At 72.3% G+C, this 16,094-nt stretch carries 15 protein-coding genes; 7 read left to right on the forward strand and 8 right to left on the reverse strand.

Features of this window, described 5'->3' with window-relative positions; genetic code table 11:
- Positions 1-4: 4 nt before the first annotated feature.
- Complete coding sequence (gene deoC, locus AB0I83_RS10660) at positions 5-952, reverse strand: deoxyribose-phosphate aldolase (RefSeq protein WP_356535301.1); 948 nt, start codon at positions 950-952, stop codon at positions 5-7.
- Positions 953-1,075: 123 nt separating this feature from the next.
- On the opposite strand from deoC, the gene AB0I83_RS10665 reads away from it, so the two are divergent.
- Positions 1,076-1,714, forward strand: a complete 639-nt coding sequence (locus AB0I83_RS10665) for a PH domain-containing protein (protein ID WP_363304326.1) — start codon at positions 1,076-1,078, stop codon at positions 1,712-1,714.
- Positions 1,715-1,753: 39 nt separating this feature from the next.
- On the opposite strand, the gene AB0I83_RS10670 is transcribed toward AB0I83_RS10665, so the two are convergent.
- Together AB0I83_RS10670 and AB0I83_RS10675 are read right to left on the reverse strand one after the other, a co-directional pair.
- Positions 1,754-3,214, reverse strand: a complete 1,461-nt coding sequence (locus AB0I83_RS10670; protein ID WP_363304327.1) for a HAMP domain-containing sensor histidine kinase — start codon at positions 3,212-3,214, stop codon at positions 1,754-1,756.
- On the reverse strand, positions 3,211-3,945 hold the full coding sequence (locus AB0I83_RS10675; protein WP_363304328.1) for a response regulator transcription factor: 735 nt from the start codon (positions 3,943-3,945) through the stop codon (positions 3,211-3,213). Before AB0I83_RS10675 ends, AB0I83_RS10670 begins: the two co-directional genes overlap by 4 nt.
- 173 nt (positions 3,946-4,118) lie before the next feature.
- On the opposite strand from AB0I83_RS10675, the gene AB0I83_RS10680 reads away from it, so the two are divergent.
- From AB0I83_RS10680 to AB0I83_RS10690, 3 genes are read left to right on the forward strand one after another with little or no spacing between them, the layout of a single operon-like run.
- On the forward strand, positions 4,119-5,480 hold the full coding sequence (locus AB0I83_RS10680; RefSeq protein WP_363304329.1) for a ferric reductase-like transmembrane domain-containing protein: 1,362 nt from the start codon (positions 4,119-4,121) through the stop codon (positions 5,478-5,480).
- 11 nt (positions 5,481-5,491) lie between these two features.
- On the forward strand, positions 5,492-5,914 hold the full coding sequence (locus AB0I83_RS10685; protein ID WP_356843976.1) for an FMN-binding protein: 423 nt from the start codon (positions 5,492-5,494) through the stop codon (positions 5,912-5,914).
- Entirely contained in the window at positions 5,907-6,674 is a 768-nt protein-coding gene (locus AB0I83_RS10690; protein ID WP_363304330.1) for an FAD:protein FMN transferase, read from the forward strand. The genes AB0I83_RS10685 and AB0I83_RS10690 overlap by 8 nt, the downstream gene beginning before the upstream one ends.
- 68 nt (positions 6,675-6,742) lie before the next feature.
- Here the strand turns inward: AB0I83_RS10690 and AB0I83_RS10695 are convergent, their stop codons facing one another.
- From AB0I83_RS10695 to AB0I83_RS10705, 3 genes are all read right to left on the reverse strand, one after another.
- Complete coding sequence (locus AB0I83_RS10695) at positions 6,743-8,386, reverse strand: phospho-sugar mutase (RefSeq protein ID WP_363304331.1); 1,644 nt, start codon at positions 8,384-8,386, stop codon at positions 6,743-6,745.
- Positions 8,387-8,562: 176 nt separating this feature from the next.
- On the reverse strand, positions 8,563-9,387 hold the full coding sequence (locus tag AB0I83_RS10700; protein WP_356535281.1) for a purine-nucleoside phosphorylase: 825 nt from the start codon (positions 9,385-9,387) through the stop codon (positions 8,563-8,565).
- Positions 9,388-9,490: 103 nt separating this feature from the next.
- Positions 9,491-9,928, reverse strand: a complete 438-nt coding sequence (locus AB0I83_RS10705) for a gamma-glutamylcyclotransferase (RefSeq protein WP_356535280.1) — start codon at positions 9,926-9,928, stop codon at positions 9,491-9,493.
- 254 nt (positions 9,929-10,182) lie between these two features.
- On the opposite strand from AB0I83_RS10705, the gene AB0I83_RS10710 reads away from it, so the two are divergent.
- Complete coding sequence (locus AB0I83_RS10710) at positions 10,183-11,622, forward strand: NAD(P)H-quinone dehydrogenase (RefSeq protein WP_363304332.1); 1,440 nt, start codon at positions 10,183-10,185, stop codon at positions 11,620-11,622.
- 121 nt (positions 11,623-11,743) lie between these two features.
- Positions 11,744-12,715 (forward strand): DeoR/GlpR family DNA-binding transcription regulator, encoded by a 972-nt coding sequence (locus tag AB0I83_RS10715; protein WP_363304334.1) that lies wholly within the window; start codon positions 11,744-11,746, stop codon positions 12,713-12,715.
- Between the two features lie 42 nt (positions 12,716-12,757).
- Here AB0I83_RS10715 and AB0I83_RS10720 read toward each other — a convergent pair whose 3' ends face one another.
- Positions 12,758-13,378, reverse strand: a complete 621-nt coding sequence (locus tag AB0I83_RS10720; protein ID WP_356535277.1) for a helix-turn-helix domain-containing protein — start codon at positions 13,376-13,378, stop codon at positions 12,758-12,760.
- Positions 13,379-13,471: 93 nt separating this feature from the next.
- Positions 13,472-15,226 carry a biotin carboxylase N-terminal domain-containing protein gene (locus tag AB0I83_RS10725; RefSeq protein WP_356535276.1) on the reverse strand — a complete coding sequence of 585 codons (1,755 nt, stop codon included), beginning with the start codon at positions 15,224-15,226 and terminating at the stop codon, positions 13,472-13,474.
- A gap of 426 nt (positions 15,227-15,652) precedes the next feature.
- Between AB0I83_RS10725 and AB0I83_RS10730 the strand changes: the two genes are divergently transcribed.
- Positions 15,653-16,093, forward strand: coding sequence for a hypothetical protein (locus tag AB0I83_RS10730; protein WP_356535275.1), 441 nt, complete (start codon positions 15,653-15,655; stop codon positions 16,091-16,093).
- Position 16,094 lies beyond the last annotated feature (1 nt).

A 16,094-nucleotide genomic window follows, 5' to 3' on the forward strand; every position in this document is an offset into this window, starting at 1 on the left:
CGTATCAGTCCACCGTCACGTAATCGGGGCCGGAGTAACGGCCGGTGCTGAGCTTCTGGCGCTGCATCAGCAGGTCGTTCAGCAGGCTTGAGGCTCCGAAGCGGAACCAGTGGTTGTCCAGCCAGTCCTCACCCGCGGTCTCGTTCACCAGGACCAGGAACTTCAGCGCGTCCTTGGTGGTGCGGATGCCGCCCGCGGGCTTCACGCCGATCTGCACACCGCTCTGCTCCCGGAAGTCGCGCACGGCCTCCAGCATCAGCAGGGTGTTCGCGGGGGTGGCGTTGGTGGCGACCTTGCCGGTCGACGTCTTGATGAAGTCCGCGCCGGCCAGCATCCCGAGCCAGGAGGCCCGGCGGATGTTGTCGTACGTCGACAGCTCGCCGGTCTCGAAGATCACCTTGAGCCGCGCGGAACCGCACGCGGCCTTCACGGCGACGATCTCCTCGTACACCTTGAGGTAGCGGCCGGAGAGGAACGCCCCGCGGTCGATCACCATGTCGATCTCGTCGGCCCCGGCCGCCACGGCGTCGCGGACGTCCGCGAGCTTGACCTCGAGCGCGGCGCGTCCGGCGGGGAAGGCCGTCGCGACGGACGCCACCTTCACCCCGGAACCGGCGAGCGCGGCGACGGCGGTCGCCGCCATGTCGGGATAGACGCAGACGGCCGCGGTGCGCGGAGTCGTGCGGTCGGTCGGGTCGGGGTTGACGGCCTTGGCGGCCAGAGCCCGGACCTTTCCCGGGGTGTCCGAGCCTTCCAGCGTCGTCAGGTCGATCATCGAGATGGCGAGATCGATGGCGTACGCCTTGGCGGTCGTCTTGATCGATCGGGTGCCTAGAGCGGCGGCGCGCGCTTCGAGGCCGACGGTGTCGACGCCGGGCAGCCCGTGCAGGAAGCGGCGCAGCGCACTGTCGGACGCCGTCGCGTCGGCGAAGGGGGGAGCAGTGGTGGGCATGGTCACCACATGAGCATATCTACGCGCGTAGCGACCTGTACAGTGCCCACCTCTTTCCGGACCGTCCGCGGTCCGGTGAGGCCGGGCCGCGCCCCCGGCCCCGCTTCAGGCAGAATCGGGACCATGACGAGCCCCACACCCCCCGCCGAGCCCGCCTACTCCGACCGGATCTTCAGGTCCGGTGCCGGACTGGTCGGCGGAGCGCTGTTGATCCTGCTGACCGGCTGGCTCGGCGTGGACGCGGTGTTCCGGGGCGAGGGGCGGGTGCCGTGGCTGGCGCTGGCCGCGCTGCTGACGGTGATCCCGCTGATCGTGGCGTTCACGCTGCGGCCCGCGGTGTTCGCCGACGAGGAGCGGATCCGGATCCGCAACCCGTTCCGGACGATCGTGCTGCCCTGGAAGGACGTCTCCACCGTGCGCGCCGCCTACTCCAGCGAGGTGTTCACCCACGGTGGTGACAAGTACCAGCTGTGGGCGGTCCCGGTGTCGCTCCGCGAGCGCAAGCGGGCGGCGAGGAAGGCCACCCAGCGGGCCCACGACGACCCGTACGGCCGGACCTCCGCGCACGCCGACGTCCGAGACTCCCAGGCCCGCACCGCAGCGGCCGATCAGACGGTCGGCGACCTGCGGGAACTCGCCGAGCGCGCCGCCGCCCACCCCGATAAGGCCACGACGACCGCGTCGGTGCGCTGGGCGTACGAGGTGATCGCCCCGGCCGCCGTCGGCGCCGTGCTGCTCGTGGTGCTGTTGGCGATCGGCTGACCGCCGAGGACCGGCCCGGGCGGCGCTGCGCGAGGCGTGTCACGGGCTCGCCCCGTCGGTGCGCCGGACGCCGTCGGCGGGGAGCACGATGCGGAAGGTCGTGCGCCCCTGGCCGCTGGTGACGGTGGCCGTCCCGCCGTGGGCGGTGACGACCGCGTGGACGATGGCGAGGCCCAGACCCGTGCTGCCCGTGCTGCGGGAGCGGGCGTGGTCGGCCCGGACGAAGCGTCCGAAGACCTCGGACCGCAGCTCTGCCGGGATGCCCGGCCCGTTGTCACTCACCTCCACGTGGACACCGGTCCGATCGGTGGTGAGGGTGACGACCACGTCGGTACCGGGAGGGGTGTGGGTGCGGGCGTTGGCGAGCAGGTTGCCGATGGCCTGCTGTAGGCGGTGGGCGTCCCCGGTCACGCTGACGGGTTCTTCCGGGAGGTCGAGGAGCCAGTGGTGGGAGGGACCGGCGGCGCGCGCGTCGTCGGCCGCGTTCAGGATGAGCAGGGTCAGGTCCACCGGTTCGTGTTCGAGGGGGCGGCCGGCGTCCAGACGGGCGAGCAGGAGCAGGTCGTCGACGAGGCGGGTCATCCGCCGTGACTCGACGCTGATGCGGTCCAGGGCATGGCGGACCTCAGCGGGGACAGGGCCCCGGTGGCGCAGGGCGAGTTCCGCGTGGCCCCGGATGTTGGCCACCGGGGTACGCAGTTCGTGGCTCGCGTCGGCGGCGAAGTGCCGAAGGCGTTCCTCGCTGGCCTGGCGGCTGGTGAGGGCCTCCTCGACGTGGCCGAGCATGTGGTTGAGGGCGGTGCCCACCTGACCGACCTCGGTGCGCGGGTCCGTGTCGGTAAGAGGCCCCGGCATGGCCACCTCACCGCTGGCGAGCGGCAGGCCCGCCACCTCCGCCGCACGGGCCGTGACCCGTCGCAGGGGGCGCAGGGAGATCCGCACCCACAGGGCCCCGGCGATGCCGGTGGCCACGACAGCGGCGCCGAACAGCAGCGCCTCGACGGCCGCGAGGCGGTGCACGGTCTCTTCCACCGGGTGCAGCGGAAGACCGGTGATCAGGGTGTCCCGGTCGTCGCCCCGCACAGCCATGACGCGGTACCTGCCCGCGGAGGCGGACAGGTGGACGCTGTGCCCGTTCCCGTCCACGGGGACTCCCGTCAGGGTGCGGCGGTCCCCCGGCGTGAGCCGGAGGGGGCGGGCGGTGGCGTCGTCGACGACGGCCGCCTGGGTGACGGTGCCGTCCAGGACGCGGGCGCCGAAGGTGTACTCGGCCTGCCCGCGGGTGTCGGAGCGGTTGTCGGCGTCGGGCTCCGCCTCATGTTCCAGGCTGGCGGCGAACCGCCCGCCGGACGCGGCGAGCTGCTCGTCGAGGCGCCCCATCAGGAAGCCGCGCAGAGCGATGGTGGTGGCGACACCGACCGCGCAGCAGGCGAGCGCGAGCAGTACCACGAGCCCGGTGGTGAGCTGACCGCGCAGGGTGCGCGGCGGTGGGCGCCTCACGAGGACTCCGGCTTGAGCACGTAGCCGACTCCGCGCACGGTGTGGATCATCGGCGCGCGTCCGGCGTCGATCTTCTTGCGCAGATAGCTGATGTAGAGCTCGACGACATGGGCACGGCCGCCGAAGTCGTAGGCCCAGACCCGGTCGAGGATCTGTTCCTTCGACAGCACCCGGCGAGGATTGCGCATCAGGAACCGCAGGAGTTCGAACTCGGTCCGGGACAGGTCGATCGTGGCTCCGGCACGCCTGACCTCCCTGGCCTCCTCGTCCATGGTGAGGTCACCGACGGTGAGCCGGTTCGTGCCCGGTTCCGCAGCCATTCCGGCCCGCCGCAGCAGCCCGCGCATCCGGGCCAGGACCTCTTCCAGGCTGTAGGGCTTGGTGACGTAGTCGTCGCCGCCCGCGGTGATACCGGCGATGCGGTCCTCCACGGCGTCGCGGGCGGTCAGGAACAGCACGCACACGTGGGGCGCCTCACGCCGAAGGCCGCGCAGCACCCTCAGACCGTCCATGTCGGGCAGCATCCAGTCCAGGACCACGGCGTCGGGGCGGAAGTCACGAGCCGTCGCGAGCGCGGTGGCACCGTCGGCAGCGGTGTGGACCTGCCAGCCCTCGCCGGTCATGACTCCGGCCAGGACGTCGGTGACATCGGGTTCGTCGTCGACGACGAGGATCCGCACGGGTTGTCCGTCGGGGCGGTGCAGAAGCGGTGTCGTACGCGGCTCTTCCATGGTCCTCCCAGCATCCCCCGGCGCAGGCCGCGGAAAGGGGAGCCGAATCTCTGAGTTTCCTCTGAATCGGCGCCGGGGCAGGCCGGCAGGGGCGGTTTCAGAAGGTACTCAGAGGTCGGGCTGTGAGGCTGACCGCCCAATCGCCGGAACCGAGTCCCGTCCGGAGGAACTCCATGACCACCACGCACACCACCACGTACGCGAAGGGCGGGATGCGCCACCGGAGCCCGCGCCGCAGCGTCGTGCCCGTCCTGGCGCCCCTGGTGATCTGGGCGGGCGCCGCCGGGGTGCTCGCCCTCTGGTGGAGCGACACGAGCTCGGTGGTCGGCCCGGCGGGCTGGCTCACCGGCGCGGGACGCATCACCGGCCTCCTGGCCGGCTACGCCTGTGCCGTGCTGCTGGGCCTGATGGCCCGCATACCGCTCCTGGACCACAGCATCGGCACCGACCGGCTCGCCCGCTGGCACGCCTGGGGCGGGCGCTGCACCGTCTCACTCGCGCTCGCCCACACCCTGCTGATCATCTGGGGCTACTCCCTGACCTCCCACACGAACGTGGTCGATCAGACCTCCACGCTCGTCCTCCACTACCCGGACCTCCTCAAGGGCACGGCCGGCTTCCTGCTGTTCCTGGCCACCGCGATCCTCTCGGCCCGCGCCGCCCGCCGCAGGATGAGCTACGAGACCTGGCACTACCTGCACTTCGCCACCTACCTGGCCGTGTTCCTCACCTTCGGCCACCAGCTCTCCGACGGCGCGGACTTCGTGGGCAACCGCCTCGCCCAGATCGCCTGGTACGCCCTGTTCCTCGGTGTCACCGCGCTGCTGGCCTGGTACCGGTTCGCCGTGCCCGTCCGGCGCGGACTCCGTCACCACCTGCGGGTCGCCGCGGTCCACCCCGAAGCGCCCGGCGTGGTCTCCGTCCACCTCGCGGGCGACCACCTCGACGAACTGGGCGGCGAGCCGGGACAGTTCCTGCGCTGGCGCTTCCTGGCCCGCGGCCTGTGGTGGACCGCCAACCCGTACTCCCTCTCTGCACCCGCGCACCCGCACCACCTGCGCATCACCGTGAAGACCGCGGGCGGACACAGCGCCGCACTCGCCCGCCTGAAGCCCGGCACCCGGGTGTGGGCCGAGGGGCCCTACGGGGCCTTCACCGCGAACCGCCGCACCGCTCCGAAGGTGCTGCTCCTGGCCGGTGGGGTCGGCATCACGCCCCTGCGCCCCCTCTTCGAGACCCTGCCCGGCCAGGTGACCCTCGTCCACCGGGCACGCCGCGCCGACGACCTCGTCCTGCGCGGTGAACTCGACGCGATAGCGGCCCGCCGAGGGGCGGCCGTGCACTACGTCGTCGACGGACCGGCCGGGTACTCCTCGCCCCTCACCGCCCGGCGCCTGAGCGATCTGGTGCCGGACCTGTCCGCGCACGACGTCTATCTCTGCGGTCCGCCCGGCATGACACGGACCGCCGTCCAGGCGCTGCGCGACGCGGGTGTCCCGGCACGGCGCATCCACCACGAGTCGTTCGCGTTCTGAGGAGAACCGCCATGCGCCGAGCCGTCCTCGCCACCACCGCTCTCAGCGGCCTCGTGGTCGCCCTGCTCGCACTCAAGCCCCACCAGCTCCCCGCCCTCACCGACCCGGCTCCCCGTCCCCCCACCGCCGCGCACACCCCGGCGGGCGCGGCCCCGGGGACGGGCACGTTCACCGGCGATCCGGTGGACACCCGGTACGGGACCGTGCAGGTCGCCGCGACCCTCGACAAGGGGAGGATCACCTCGGTCAAGGTGCTCAGGTCCCCGGACGGGAACGGACGAGACCAGGAGATTTCCTCCTTCGCGCTGCCCCGGCTCACCCAGGAGGCCATCGGCGCCCAGAGCGCGCACATCGACGCGGTCTCCGGTGCCAGCTACACGAGCCAGGGCTACACGCAGTCCCTCCAGAGCGCCCTGGACCAGGCCCATGCCTGACACCGCACCCGGGCTGCGCCACGTCGAGCACGTCATGGGCACCGTCTTCTCGTTCGACGTACGGGACGAGCCGACCGCCGCGGTCCGAGGCGCTCTCGCCGAGGCGGTGCACCACCTCCACCAGGTCGATGCCGTGTTCTCCACCTACCGGCCGGACAGCTGCGTCAGCCGTCTGGGCCGCGGCGAGATCCGGCCCGAGGACTGCCCGCCCGAGGTCCAGGAGGTCCTGTCCCTGTGCGCACATGCCACCAGGGCCAGCGACGGTTGGTTCAGCATCACCCCCGCGGGGACGCTCGACCCCTCCGGACTCGTCAAGGGCTGGGCCACCGAGGCGGCGTCCCGACTCCTCCGGGAAGCCGGCGCCCGCAACACCTGCGTCAACGGCGGCGGCGACATACAGCTCCGGGGCCGGGCGGCCCCGGGCACCCCGTGGCGCGTGGGCATCGCCCACCCCCTGCGCCCCGGCGAGCTCGTCACCGTCGTCACCGCCCACCACGACATGGCGGTCGCCACCTCCGGAACATCCGAACGCGGCGCCCACATCATCGATCCGCACAGCGGTGCGCCCGCCACCGCGCTCGCCGCCGTCACCCTCGTCGGACCCGGCCTGACGCTGACCGACACCTACGCCACCGCGGCGTTCGCCAGAGGCGCCGGCGCACCGGCCTGGGTCGAGGCACTGGACGGCTACGAGGCCCTCGTGGTCCTGCCCGACGGCCAGGAACGCCGGACATCGGGATTCCGCCGGTACGGATCGTGACGCGGGAGGGAGCGTGACCCCGCGTGCGGCGGAAGCCCCCGGTCACGCGGCCGCGTGCCGGTGTCCGGTCAGATCCCCGCCGCCACCGCAAGGTCGCGCTTGATGCCGGCCAGCAGTTCCGCGCCCTTCGCGGCGGCAGCCGGAAGTTCGTCCGCCGAGCCCACCGGGACGACGACCTCCAGGTAGCACTTGAGCTTGGGCTCGGTGCCGCTCGGGCGGACGACGACCCTGGCGCCTGTCAGGTGGTAGCGCAGCCCGTCGGTCGGCGGCAGCGCGTCCGTGCCCCGTGAGAGGTCCTCGGCGGAGGTGACGGGCAGGCCCGCCAGGGCGGTCGGCGGGTTCTCGCGCAGGCGCCGCATCGCGTCGGCGATGACCGAGAGGTCCTCGACCCGGACCGACAGCTGGTCCGTCGCGTGCAGCCCGTGTTCGACGGCGAGGTCGTCGAGCAGGTCCAGGAGGGTGCGGCCCTTCTCCTTGAGCGCGGAGGCCAGTTCGGTGATCAGCAGGGCGGCCGTGATCCCGTCCTTGTCGCGGACGCCGTCCGGGTCGACGCAGTACCCCAGCGCCTCCTCGTATCCGTACCGCAGGCCGTCGACACGGGCGATCCACTTGAAGCCCGTCAGCGTCTCCTCGTGGCCGAGGCCCGCCTTCCCGGCGATGCGGCCCAGCAGCGAGGAGGACACGATCGACTCGGCGAAGACACCCGTCACGCCCCGGTCCACCAGGTGCGCGGCGAGCAGCGCGCCGACCTCGTCGCCGCGCAGCATCCGCCAGCCGCCCCCGGCCGCCGGGTCGGGCACGGCGACGGCGCAGCGGTCGGCGTCCGGGTCGTTGGCGACGACGATGTCCGGACGGGCCCGGCGCGCGGTCGCGAAGGCGAGATCCATCGCGCCGGGCTCTTCCGGGTTCGGGAAGGCGACGGTGGGGAACGCCGGATCGGGATCGGCCTGTTCGGCCACCAGCACCGGCTCGGGGAAGCCCGCCCGTGCGAAGGCCGCGGTCAGTACGGAGGTGCCGACGCCGTGCATGGCGGTGTAGACGGTCCGGGCGGTCCGGGGCGAACCGGGGCTGAGGACGGCGTCCGTACGGGCGAGGTAGGCGTCCAGAACATCTTCGCCGAGGATCTCCCAGCCGGACTCCGGGCGCGTCACCCCGCCGAGCGGCCCGACCGCCTCGATCTCCGCCGCGATCTCCACGTCCGCCGGGGACACGATCTGCGAGCCGTCGCCCAGATAGACCTTGTAGCCGTTGTCGCGCGGGGGGTTGTGGCTGGCCGTGACCTCCACGCCCGCCACGGCCCCGAGGTGCCGTATGGCGTACGCGAGGACGGGGGTGGGCAGCGGGCGGGGCAGCACGGCCGCGCGCATTCCGGCCCCCGTCATCACCGCAGCGGTGTCCCGGGCGAAGTCGGCCGATTTGTAGCGGGCGTCGTAGCCGATGACGACGAGTCCGCCGGAGCGTCCCCGGGCCTTCAGATAGGCGGCGAGCCCGGCGGCGGCACGGATGACGACCGACCGGTTCATACGCATCGGGCCGGCGCCGATCTCGCCGCGCAGGCCCGCCGTGCCGAACTGGAGCGTGCCCGCGAAGCGGTCGGCGAGCGCGGTGAGGTCACCGGCGTCGATGAGCCCGGCGAGCTCCGCGCGGGTCTCGGGGTCCGGGTCCTCGGCGAGCCAGGTCCTGGCCCGTGTGACGAGGTCGTCGTGCTGCACGGTGTCCGCCTTTCTGCGGTGCGGTGCGGTTGTCGCGGGGCGGGGCGGGGCGGGCGGGGCTGTGCGGGGCCGGGTGGGCCGCCGCGCGGGGCTGTTCCCCGGCCGGCGCCTGCCCGGAACCGGGGGCTCCGCCCCCGGAGCCCCCGCGGCCCGAACGCCGCCGGGGCCGGTCCGGATCAGATCCGGTCGAGCACCCGTGCCAGCAGCGAGCCCATCCGGGTGGCCGAGTCGCGGCCGGCCTGGAGGACCTCCTCGTGGTTGAGGGGTTCCCCGCTCAGGCCCGCGGCCAGGTTCGTGACCAGGGAGATGCCCAGCACCTCCGCACCCGCCTCACGTGCGGCGATGGCCTCCAGGACCGTCGACATGCCGACCAGGTCGCCACCCATGGTCCGGACCATGCCGATCTCGGCCGGGGTCTCGTAGTGCGGGCCGGGGAACTGCACGTACACGCCCTCTTCGAGGGTCCCGTCGATGTCCTTGCACAGGGCGCGCAGCCGCGGCGAGTACAGGTCGGTCAGGTCGACGAAGTTCGCCCCCACGATCGGCGAGGCCGCCGTGAGGTTGATGTGGTCGCTGATGAGGACCGGCTGGCCGGGGCGCATGCCCTCGCGCAGCCCGCCGCAGCCGTTGGTCAGGACCACGGTCCGGCAGCCCGCGGCCACCGCCGTACGCACACCGTGCGCGACCGCGGCGACGCCCCGGCCCTCGTAGTAGTGCGTGCGGCCGAGGAAGACCAGGACGCGCTTCCCGCCGATCAGGTACGAGCGGATCGTGCCGCCGTGCCCCTCCACCGCGGGGGCCGGGAAGCCGGGCAGCGCGGTGACCGGGAACTCGGCCTCCGGTACGCCGAGCGCATCGCCGGCGGGGGCCCACCCGGAGCCCATCACGAGGGCGACGTCGTGGGTCTCGGCGCCGGTCAGCTCGCGCAGGCGGGCGGCGGCGTCTGCGGCGGCGGCGTGCGGGTCGCCCTGGATGTGGTCCGGAATAACAGATGCGTTCACGCGGACGAGGGTAACCGCTGAATCCCTACGCGCGTAGATGCGGCCGTGAAGAGTCTGGCCGGTCCTCTTCGTACTTTCGTACAGAAGCGGGTCGGGGCCGGGCTCAGCAGGGGCGCTTGCGGAGGTTCATCACATAGTCGTGGGGTGCGCCGGCGGACTCGGCGGCGTCCGCGATCTCGCCGAGGTACCTGGCCGAGGGCAGCCCGCCCTCGTAGCCGTTGAGGACGTACATCCAGGCGGCCTCCTCGCCGTCCAGCGTGTGGACGCGCACCCGCATCCGCCGGTAGATGTCGAGACCGACACCCTCCCAGCGGTCCATGGAGTCCTCGTCCATCGGCGCCAGGTCGTACAGCGCCACGAAGACCTGGGAACGCGGAGCCTCCACCACCGTGGCCAGCGCACCCTCCCAGCCCATCTGCTCGCCGCCGAACGTCAGCCGCCAGCCGTTGAGCCAGCCCGTGCTGCGCAGCGGGGAGTGCGGAGCGCGGCGCGTCATCAGCCTCGCGTCGAGGTTGCCGGCGTACGCGGCGTAGAGCGACATGGGGTCGAGGGTACGGGAGGTGGCGCGGGGTTTGACGGTTCCGGGGGCGGAAGGCCGTCCGCCGCCGGGGGCCGGTGGGAGGCCGTCGAACGGTGGCCCGGCCAGGGGTGCGCCCGTATGGAGGGCCCCGGGGCGAAGCAGCTTGGCGCGTGCGGGACAATGAACTACGTACTGCATACGCCGGGGCGATCCCCCGGGCCCCCGGCCGGGGAGGCGGACGGCCGCGGGACGACTCCACGCGAGGCGGACTTTTCGTGACCCGGATCGTGATCATCGGCGGCGGCCCCGGCGGCTACGAGGCGGCACTGGTGGGCGCCCAGCTCGGCGCCGAGGTGACCGTCGTCGACTGCGACGGCCTCGGCGGTGCGTCGGTACTCACCGACTGCGTGCCCTCGAAGACCCTGATCGCCACGGCCGAGGTGATGACCACCTTCGACTCCTCCTACGAGGAGCTGGGCATCATCGTCGCCGACGACACCCCCCACATAGAGCAGGCGGCGCGGGTGGTCGGCGTCGACCTCGGCAAGGTCAACCGGCGGGTGAAGCGCCTCGCGCTCGCCCAGTCCCACGACATCACCGCCTCCGTCACCCGCACGGGTGCCAGGGTCATGCGCGGACGCGGCCGGCTCGACGGTCTCCAGGCCGCGGACGGGTCCCGCCAGGTGGTGGTGACCGCCGCCGACGGGTCCGAGGAGCAGCTCACCGCCGACGCCGTCCTGATCGCGACCGGTGGACACCCCCGGGAGATCCCGGACGCCCAGCCCGACGGTGAGCGCATCCTGAACTGGACCCAGGTCTACGACCTGGACGAGCTCCCCGAGGAGCTCATCGTGGTCGGATCCGGTGTCACCGGCGCCGAGTTCGCCGGTGCCTACCAGGCGCTCGGCTCGCGCGTGACCCTGGTGTCCTCCCGCGACCGGGTGCTCCCGGGCGAGGACCCGGACGCGGCGGCTGTCCTGGAGGACGTCTTCCGGCGCCGCGGCATGAACGTCATGGCCCGGTCCCGCGCCCAGTCCGCCAAGCGCGTCGGCGACCGGGTCGAGGTCACGCTGGCCGACGGCCGCGTCATCTCGGGTACGCACTGCCTCATGGCGGTCGGCGCGATCCCGAACACCGCGGGCATGGGCCTGGAGGAGTCCGGGGTCCAGCTCAAGGACTCCGGGCACATCCGTACCGACCGGGTCTCCCGCACCAGCGCCCCCGGCGTGTACGCGGCCGGTGACGTCACCGGGATCTTCGCGCTGGCCTCGGTCGCCGCGATGCAGGGCCGGATCGCGATGTACCACTTCCTCGGTGACGCGGTGGCCCCGCTGAACCTGAAGACGGTCTCCGCGAACGTCTTCACCGACCCGGAGATCGCCACCGTCGGCTACAGCCAGGCCGACGTCGACTCCGGCAAGATCGACGCCCGTGTGGTGAAGCTGCCGCTGCTGCGCAACCCGCGCGCGAAGATGCAGGGCATCCGGGACGGCTTCGTCAAGATCCTCTGCCGCCCGGGCACCGGCATCGTGGTCGGCGGCTGCGTGGTCGCGCCGCGGGCCAGTGAGCTGATCCACCCGATCGCGCTCGCGGTCGACAACAACCTGACGGTGGAGCAGATCGCGAACGCCTTCACCGTGTACCCCTCCCTGTCGGGAACGATCGCCGAGGTGGCCCGGCAGCTGCACACCCGCAAGGCCGACGGCGAGGCGTAGCGCGCACCGTACGTACACAGGCGGGGCCCCTATACCACCGAGGGGCCCCGCCTATGTACAACTTCCCTTATTCGGCGCAAACTGCTGAAAAGCAACGCACGGCCAGGTTACTGTCAGTTTCGTGTTCGCTGCAGAACGTCGTCAACTGATCCTCGAAATGGTGCGTGCCAACGGTGCGGTATCGCTCCGTGAGCTCGCCCGCGTCGTCCAGACCTCCGAAGTGACCGTGCGACGGGACGTGCGCGCACTGGAGGCAGAAGGACTCCTCGACCGCCGGCACGGCGGTGCGGTCCTGCCGGGTGGTTTCACGCGTGAGTCCGGCTTCCCGCAGAAATCCCATCTCGCGACCGCGGAGAAGACCGCCATCGCCGACATGGCGGCCGGCCTGGTCGGTGAGGGCGAGGCCATCGTGGTCGGCGCCGGAACCACCACGCAGGAGCTGGCCCGCCGGCTCGCGCGTGTGCCCGGCCTGACCGTGGTCACCAACTCGCTGCTCGTAGCCCAGGCGTTGGCCCATGCCAACCGGGTGGAAGTGGTCATGACCGGAGGCACGCTGCGGGGGAGCAACTACGCCCTCGTGGGCAGCGGGGCCGAGCAGTCCCTCCACGGGCTGCGGGTCACCCGGGCCTTCCTGTCCGGGAGCGGGCTGACCGCGGAGCGCGGACTGTCCACGTCCAACATGCTCTCCGCGAGCGTGGACCGGGCACTGGTGCAGGCCGCCGCGGAGGTGGTGGTCCTGGCCGACCACACGAAGCTCGGCTCCGACACCATGTTCCAGACGGTGCCCACGGAGCTGATCACCCGTCTGGTGACGGACGAGCCGCCGGCCCACGACGAGCGGGCCGCCACGGAGATGCAGGCCCTGGCCGACCAGGGGGTGGAGATCACGGTGGCGGGCCCCGGTGCGGAAGCCGCTGCCGGCGGCGACGCCCTGCCACCGGGGCGGCAGCCCCGTCAGGAGATGCCGCTGCCGGGCCAGCGGCGGACCCAGGGCGGTCACGGGGGGCCGGCGGGCCACGGTGCGCAGCTGCGGAGCGCCGCGGCACTCGCGGACGGGCCGGTGGGCCGAGTCGCCGACCTGCGGCGCAGATAGGACCGGGCGGCGGCAGTCCGGCGGGGCGTCCGGAAGGCGTCCTCAGCCGCCGGGAGCAGGCGACCGCGCCGGGCCGGCCGGGTCCGCCTTCAGGCCGCGGAGTGTGAGCCGCAGCAGGCGTTCGGCCAGGGCCGGGTCCGCCGGGGTCTGCTCCGCAGCCAGCGCGATCGCGTTCGTCAGCTGCAGCAGGTCGTCGATCGACACGTCGGCCCGTACCGAACCGCTGCTCTGGGCCCGCGCGAGCAGTCGCGCGCCCGCCTGACGCAACGGCACGTGGCATGACGTCAGGGCCGAGGTCTCGTCCGCGGACGCCGACATGAGTGCCTGTGCCAGGCCTCGGTACTCACCCGCATGAGTGACGATCGCACCCAGCCACTCCACCAGTGCCGAGCACGGCTGTTCGGCGTGTGCCAGTTCGCCGGAGCGGTCGAGCAGCTCGGTCAGGGCGTCCTGGAACACCGCGTTCATCAGCGCGTGGCGATTGGGGAAGTGCCGGTAGAGCGTCCCGATGCCCACGCCCGCCCGCCGGGCGACGTCCTCCAGCGACGCGTCCGTGCCGTGCGCCGCGAAGGACACGCGGGCTTCACCCAGCAGCCGGTCGTAGTTGCGGCGTGCGTCGGCGCGCATCGGCCTGGCCGGTGTCGGTGCCGTGCTCATCGCCATCGCCCTGTCCTCCTGGTGTCCGCCCCGCGTCCCAGGATGCCACCGGGGGCCCGGCGGATGCCGGGCCCCCGGTGGGAAGAGACGATCGGACGGTCAGTCCTTGATCTCGCAGATCGCCGCGCCCGAGGAGATGGACGTCCCCACCTCGGCCGCCAGGCCCTTGACGGTGCCGGAGCGGTGGGCGTTGAGGGGCTGCTCCATCTTCATCGCTTCGAGTACGACGATGAGGTCGCCCTCCTTGACCTCCTGGCCCTCCTCGACCGCGATCTTGACGATCGTGCCCTGCATGGGGGAGGCGAGGGTGTCGCCGGAGGCCGCCGAGCCGGACTTCTTCGCCGCGCGGCGCTTCGGCTTGGCCCCGGCCGCGAGGCCGGTGCGGGCCAGGCTCATGCCGAGCGAGGACGGCAGGGACACCTCGAGGCGCTTGCCGCCGACCTCGACGACCACGGTCTCGCGGCCGGACTCCTCGTCGGCGTCCTGGTCCGCGGGCACCGTGAAGGGCTTGATGTCGTTGACGAACTCCGTCTCGATCCACCTGGTGTGGACCCGGAAGGGGTCCGAGGTGAACGCCGGGTCGGAGACGACCGCGCGGTGGAAGGGGATGGCGGTCGCCATGCCCTCGACGGTGAACTCGGCCAGGGCACGCGCGGCACGCTGGAGGGCCTGCTCGCGGGTCGCGCCGGTCACGATCAGCTTCGCCAGCAGGGAGTCCCACGCCGGTCCGATGACACTGCCGGTCTCCACACCCGCGTCCAGGCGGACGCCGGGGCCGGTGGGCGGTGCGAACAGGGTGACGGTGCCGGGGGCGGGCAGGAAGCCGCGGCCCGGGTCCTCGCCGTTGATCCGGAACTCGAAGGAGTGGCCCCGCACGGCGGGGTCGCCGTAACCGAGCTCCTCGCCGTCGGCGATGCGGAACATCTCGCGGACCAGGTCGAGGCCGGTGACCTCCTCGGTGACCGGGTGCTCCACCTGGAGGCGGGTGTTGACCTCGAGGAAGGAGATCGTGCCGTCCACGCCGACGAGGAACTCGACGGTGCCGGCGCCGACGTAACCGGCTTCCTTCAGGATCGCCTTGGAGGCCGCGTACAGCTCCGCGTTCTGCGCCTCGGACAGGAAGGGCGCCGGGGCCTCCTCGACGAGCTTCTGGTGGCGGCGCTGGAGCGAGCAGTCGCGGGTGGAGACGACGACCACGTTGCCGTGCTGGTCGGCCAGGCACTGGGTCTCCACGTGCCGGGGCTTGTCGAGGTAGCGCTCGACGAAGCACTCGCCGCGGCCGAACGCCGCGACGGCCTCACGGACCGCGGAGTCGTACAGCTCCGGGATCTCCTCCAGCGTGCGGGCGACCTTCAGGCCGCGTCCGCCGCCGCCGAAGGCCGCCTTGATCGCGACCGGCAGGCCGTTCTTCTCCGCGAAGTCCACGACCTCGGCCGAACCCGACACCGGGTCCGGCGTGCCGGCGACCAGCGGGGCGCCGGCACGCTGCGCGATGTGGCGGGCGGCGACCTTGTCGCCCAGGTCGCGGATCGCCTGCGGCGGCGGGCCGATCCACGTCAGGCCCGCGTCGAGCACGGCCTGGGCGAACTCGGCGTTCTCCGACAGGAATCCGTAACCCGGGTGGATCGCGTCCGCCCCGGAGTCCTTGGCAGCCTGGAGCACCTTGGCCATGTCCAGGTAGCTGGCGGCCGGGGTGTCACCGCCCAGAGCGAACGCTTCGTCGGCCGCGCGCACATGCAGAGCGTCCCGGTCCGGATCGGCGTAGACGGCTACGCTCGCGATTCCGGCATCCCGGCAAGCCCGAGCAACACGGACAGCGATTTCGCCACGGTTGGCGATGAGCACCTTGCGCACGATGGCTCCCTCCTTGAGAACAAGCTGAGTTTAGGGACTACCGACACGGCCGTACGACCCGTCCCCAATAGTGAACTTGCCCACACGGAGTGTGATTCGAGGCTTGCTCGAGTCGCGAAATCCCTTGTCGCACCACGGTACGCCGGGATCCTCAGGGGCACAGTAGCCACGAAGTGTGGCCCAAGTCTCTGTCCGTACGTTCAACGGCGCGCGGCGTTTCTTTGTGGACTCCCTACGAACGGCCGATGGAATCTTTGCCTCGGACACGACGGCCCGCGCGTCGACGGCCACGGCGGGCCCGCGCGCGGGGGCGCGTGAGCGGTGGCGGGAGGGCCGGGAGCGGTGTGCGACCCCTTGTCCGGAGCGTTACCGGTTAGTAGGGTCCGCGCTATCGCTCGTAACTACAGGTAACAGGGGGTGGGTGCCTTGGTTCGCAGACCGGTGGCCTTCGTGACCGCGGTCGTTCTGTTCGTGGAAGCCGTGGGAATCGTGCTCGTCAACGGCGTCCTGGCGACGGTCGCGGGCAACCAGAGCATGTCCCTCGCCGGGATGGACCCTGACGCCATGGTCACCGGCACCTGGGTGATGGGCGGCGTCTCGGGTGTCCTGCTGGTGCTGTGCGGCCTGATACCGCTGCTCGCCGGGATACGCGACCGCGGTCCGGGCCGCTTCGGCAGGATCACCCTCATCGCCTGCGCGGTCGTCCACGGGGTGCTGGGCGCCCTGGCGGTGGGCCTGATCGGCTGGGCGGCCTTCGTGTTCATGATGGTCGTCCTGGCCCTGATCGTGCTGACCCTGGTGGCGTTCGACCGGCGTGAGCCGGAAGCCGGTGCGGCCGACGCCGGTGGGGCCCCGGCCGCGGTCTGAG

This window comes from Streptomyces sp. NPDC049970 (assembly GCF_040660235.1).
Classification (GTDB): domain Bacteria; phylum Actinomycetota; class Actinomycetes; order Streptomycetales; family Streptomycetaceae; genus Streptomyces.

What these genes read in the sequence shown, in the direction of transcription:
- deoC (WP_356535301.1), bottom strand. Translation starts at nt 952, where the DNA reads ATGCCCACCACTGCTCCCCCCTTCGCCGACGCGACGGCGTCCGACAGT.
- AB0I83_RS10665 (WP_363304326.1), top strand. Translation starts at nt 1,076, where the DNA reads ATGACGAGCCCCACACCCCCCGCCGAGCCCGCCTACTCCGACCGGATC.
- AB0I83_RS10675 (WP_363304328.1), bottom strand. Translation starts at nt 3,945, where the DNA reads ATGGAAGAGCCGCGTACGACACCGCTTCTGCACCGCCCCGACGGACAA.
- AB0I83_RS10680 (WP_363304329.1), top strand. Translation starts at nt 4,119, where the DNA reads ATGACCACCACGCACACCACCACGTACGCGAAGGGCGGGATGCGCCAC.
- AB0I83_RS10685 (WP_356843976.1), top strand. Translation starts at nt 5,492, where the DNA reads ATGCGCCGAGCCGTCCTCGCCACCACCGCTCTCAGCGGCCTCGTGGTC.
- AB0I83_RS10690 (WP_363304330.1), top strand. Translation starts at nt 5,907, where the DNA reads ATGCCTGACACCGCACCCGGGCTGCGCCACGTCGAGCACGTCATGGGC.
- AB0I83_RS10705 (WP_356535280.1), bottom strand. Translation starts at nt 9,928, where the DNA reads ATGTCGCTCTACGCCGCGTACGCCGGCAACCTCGACGCGAGGCTGATG.
- AB0I83_RS10720 (WP_356535277.1), bottom strand. Translation starts at nt 13,378, where the DNA reads ATGGCGATGAGCACGGCACCGACACCGGCCAGGCCGATGCGCGCCGAC.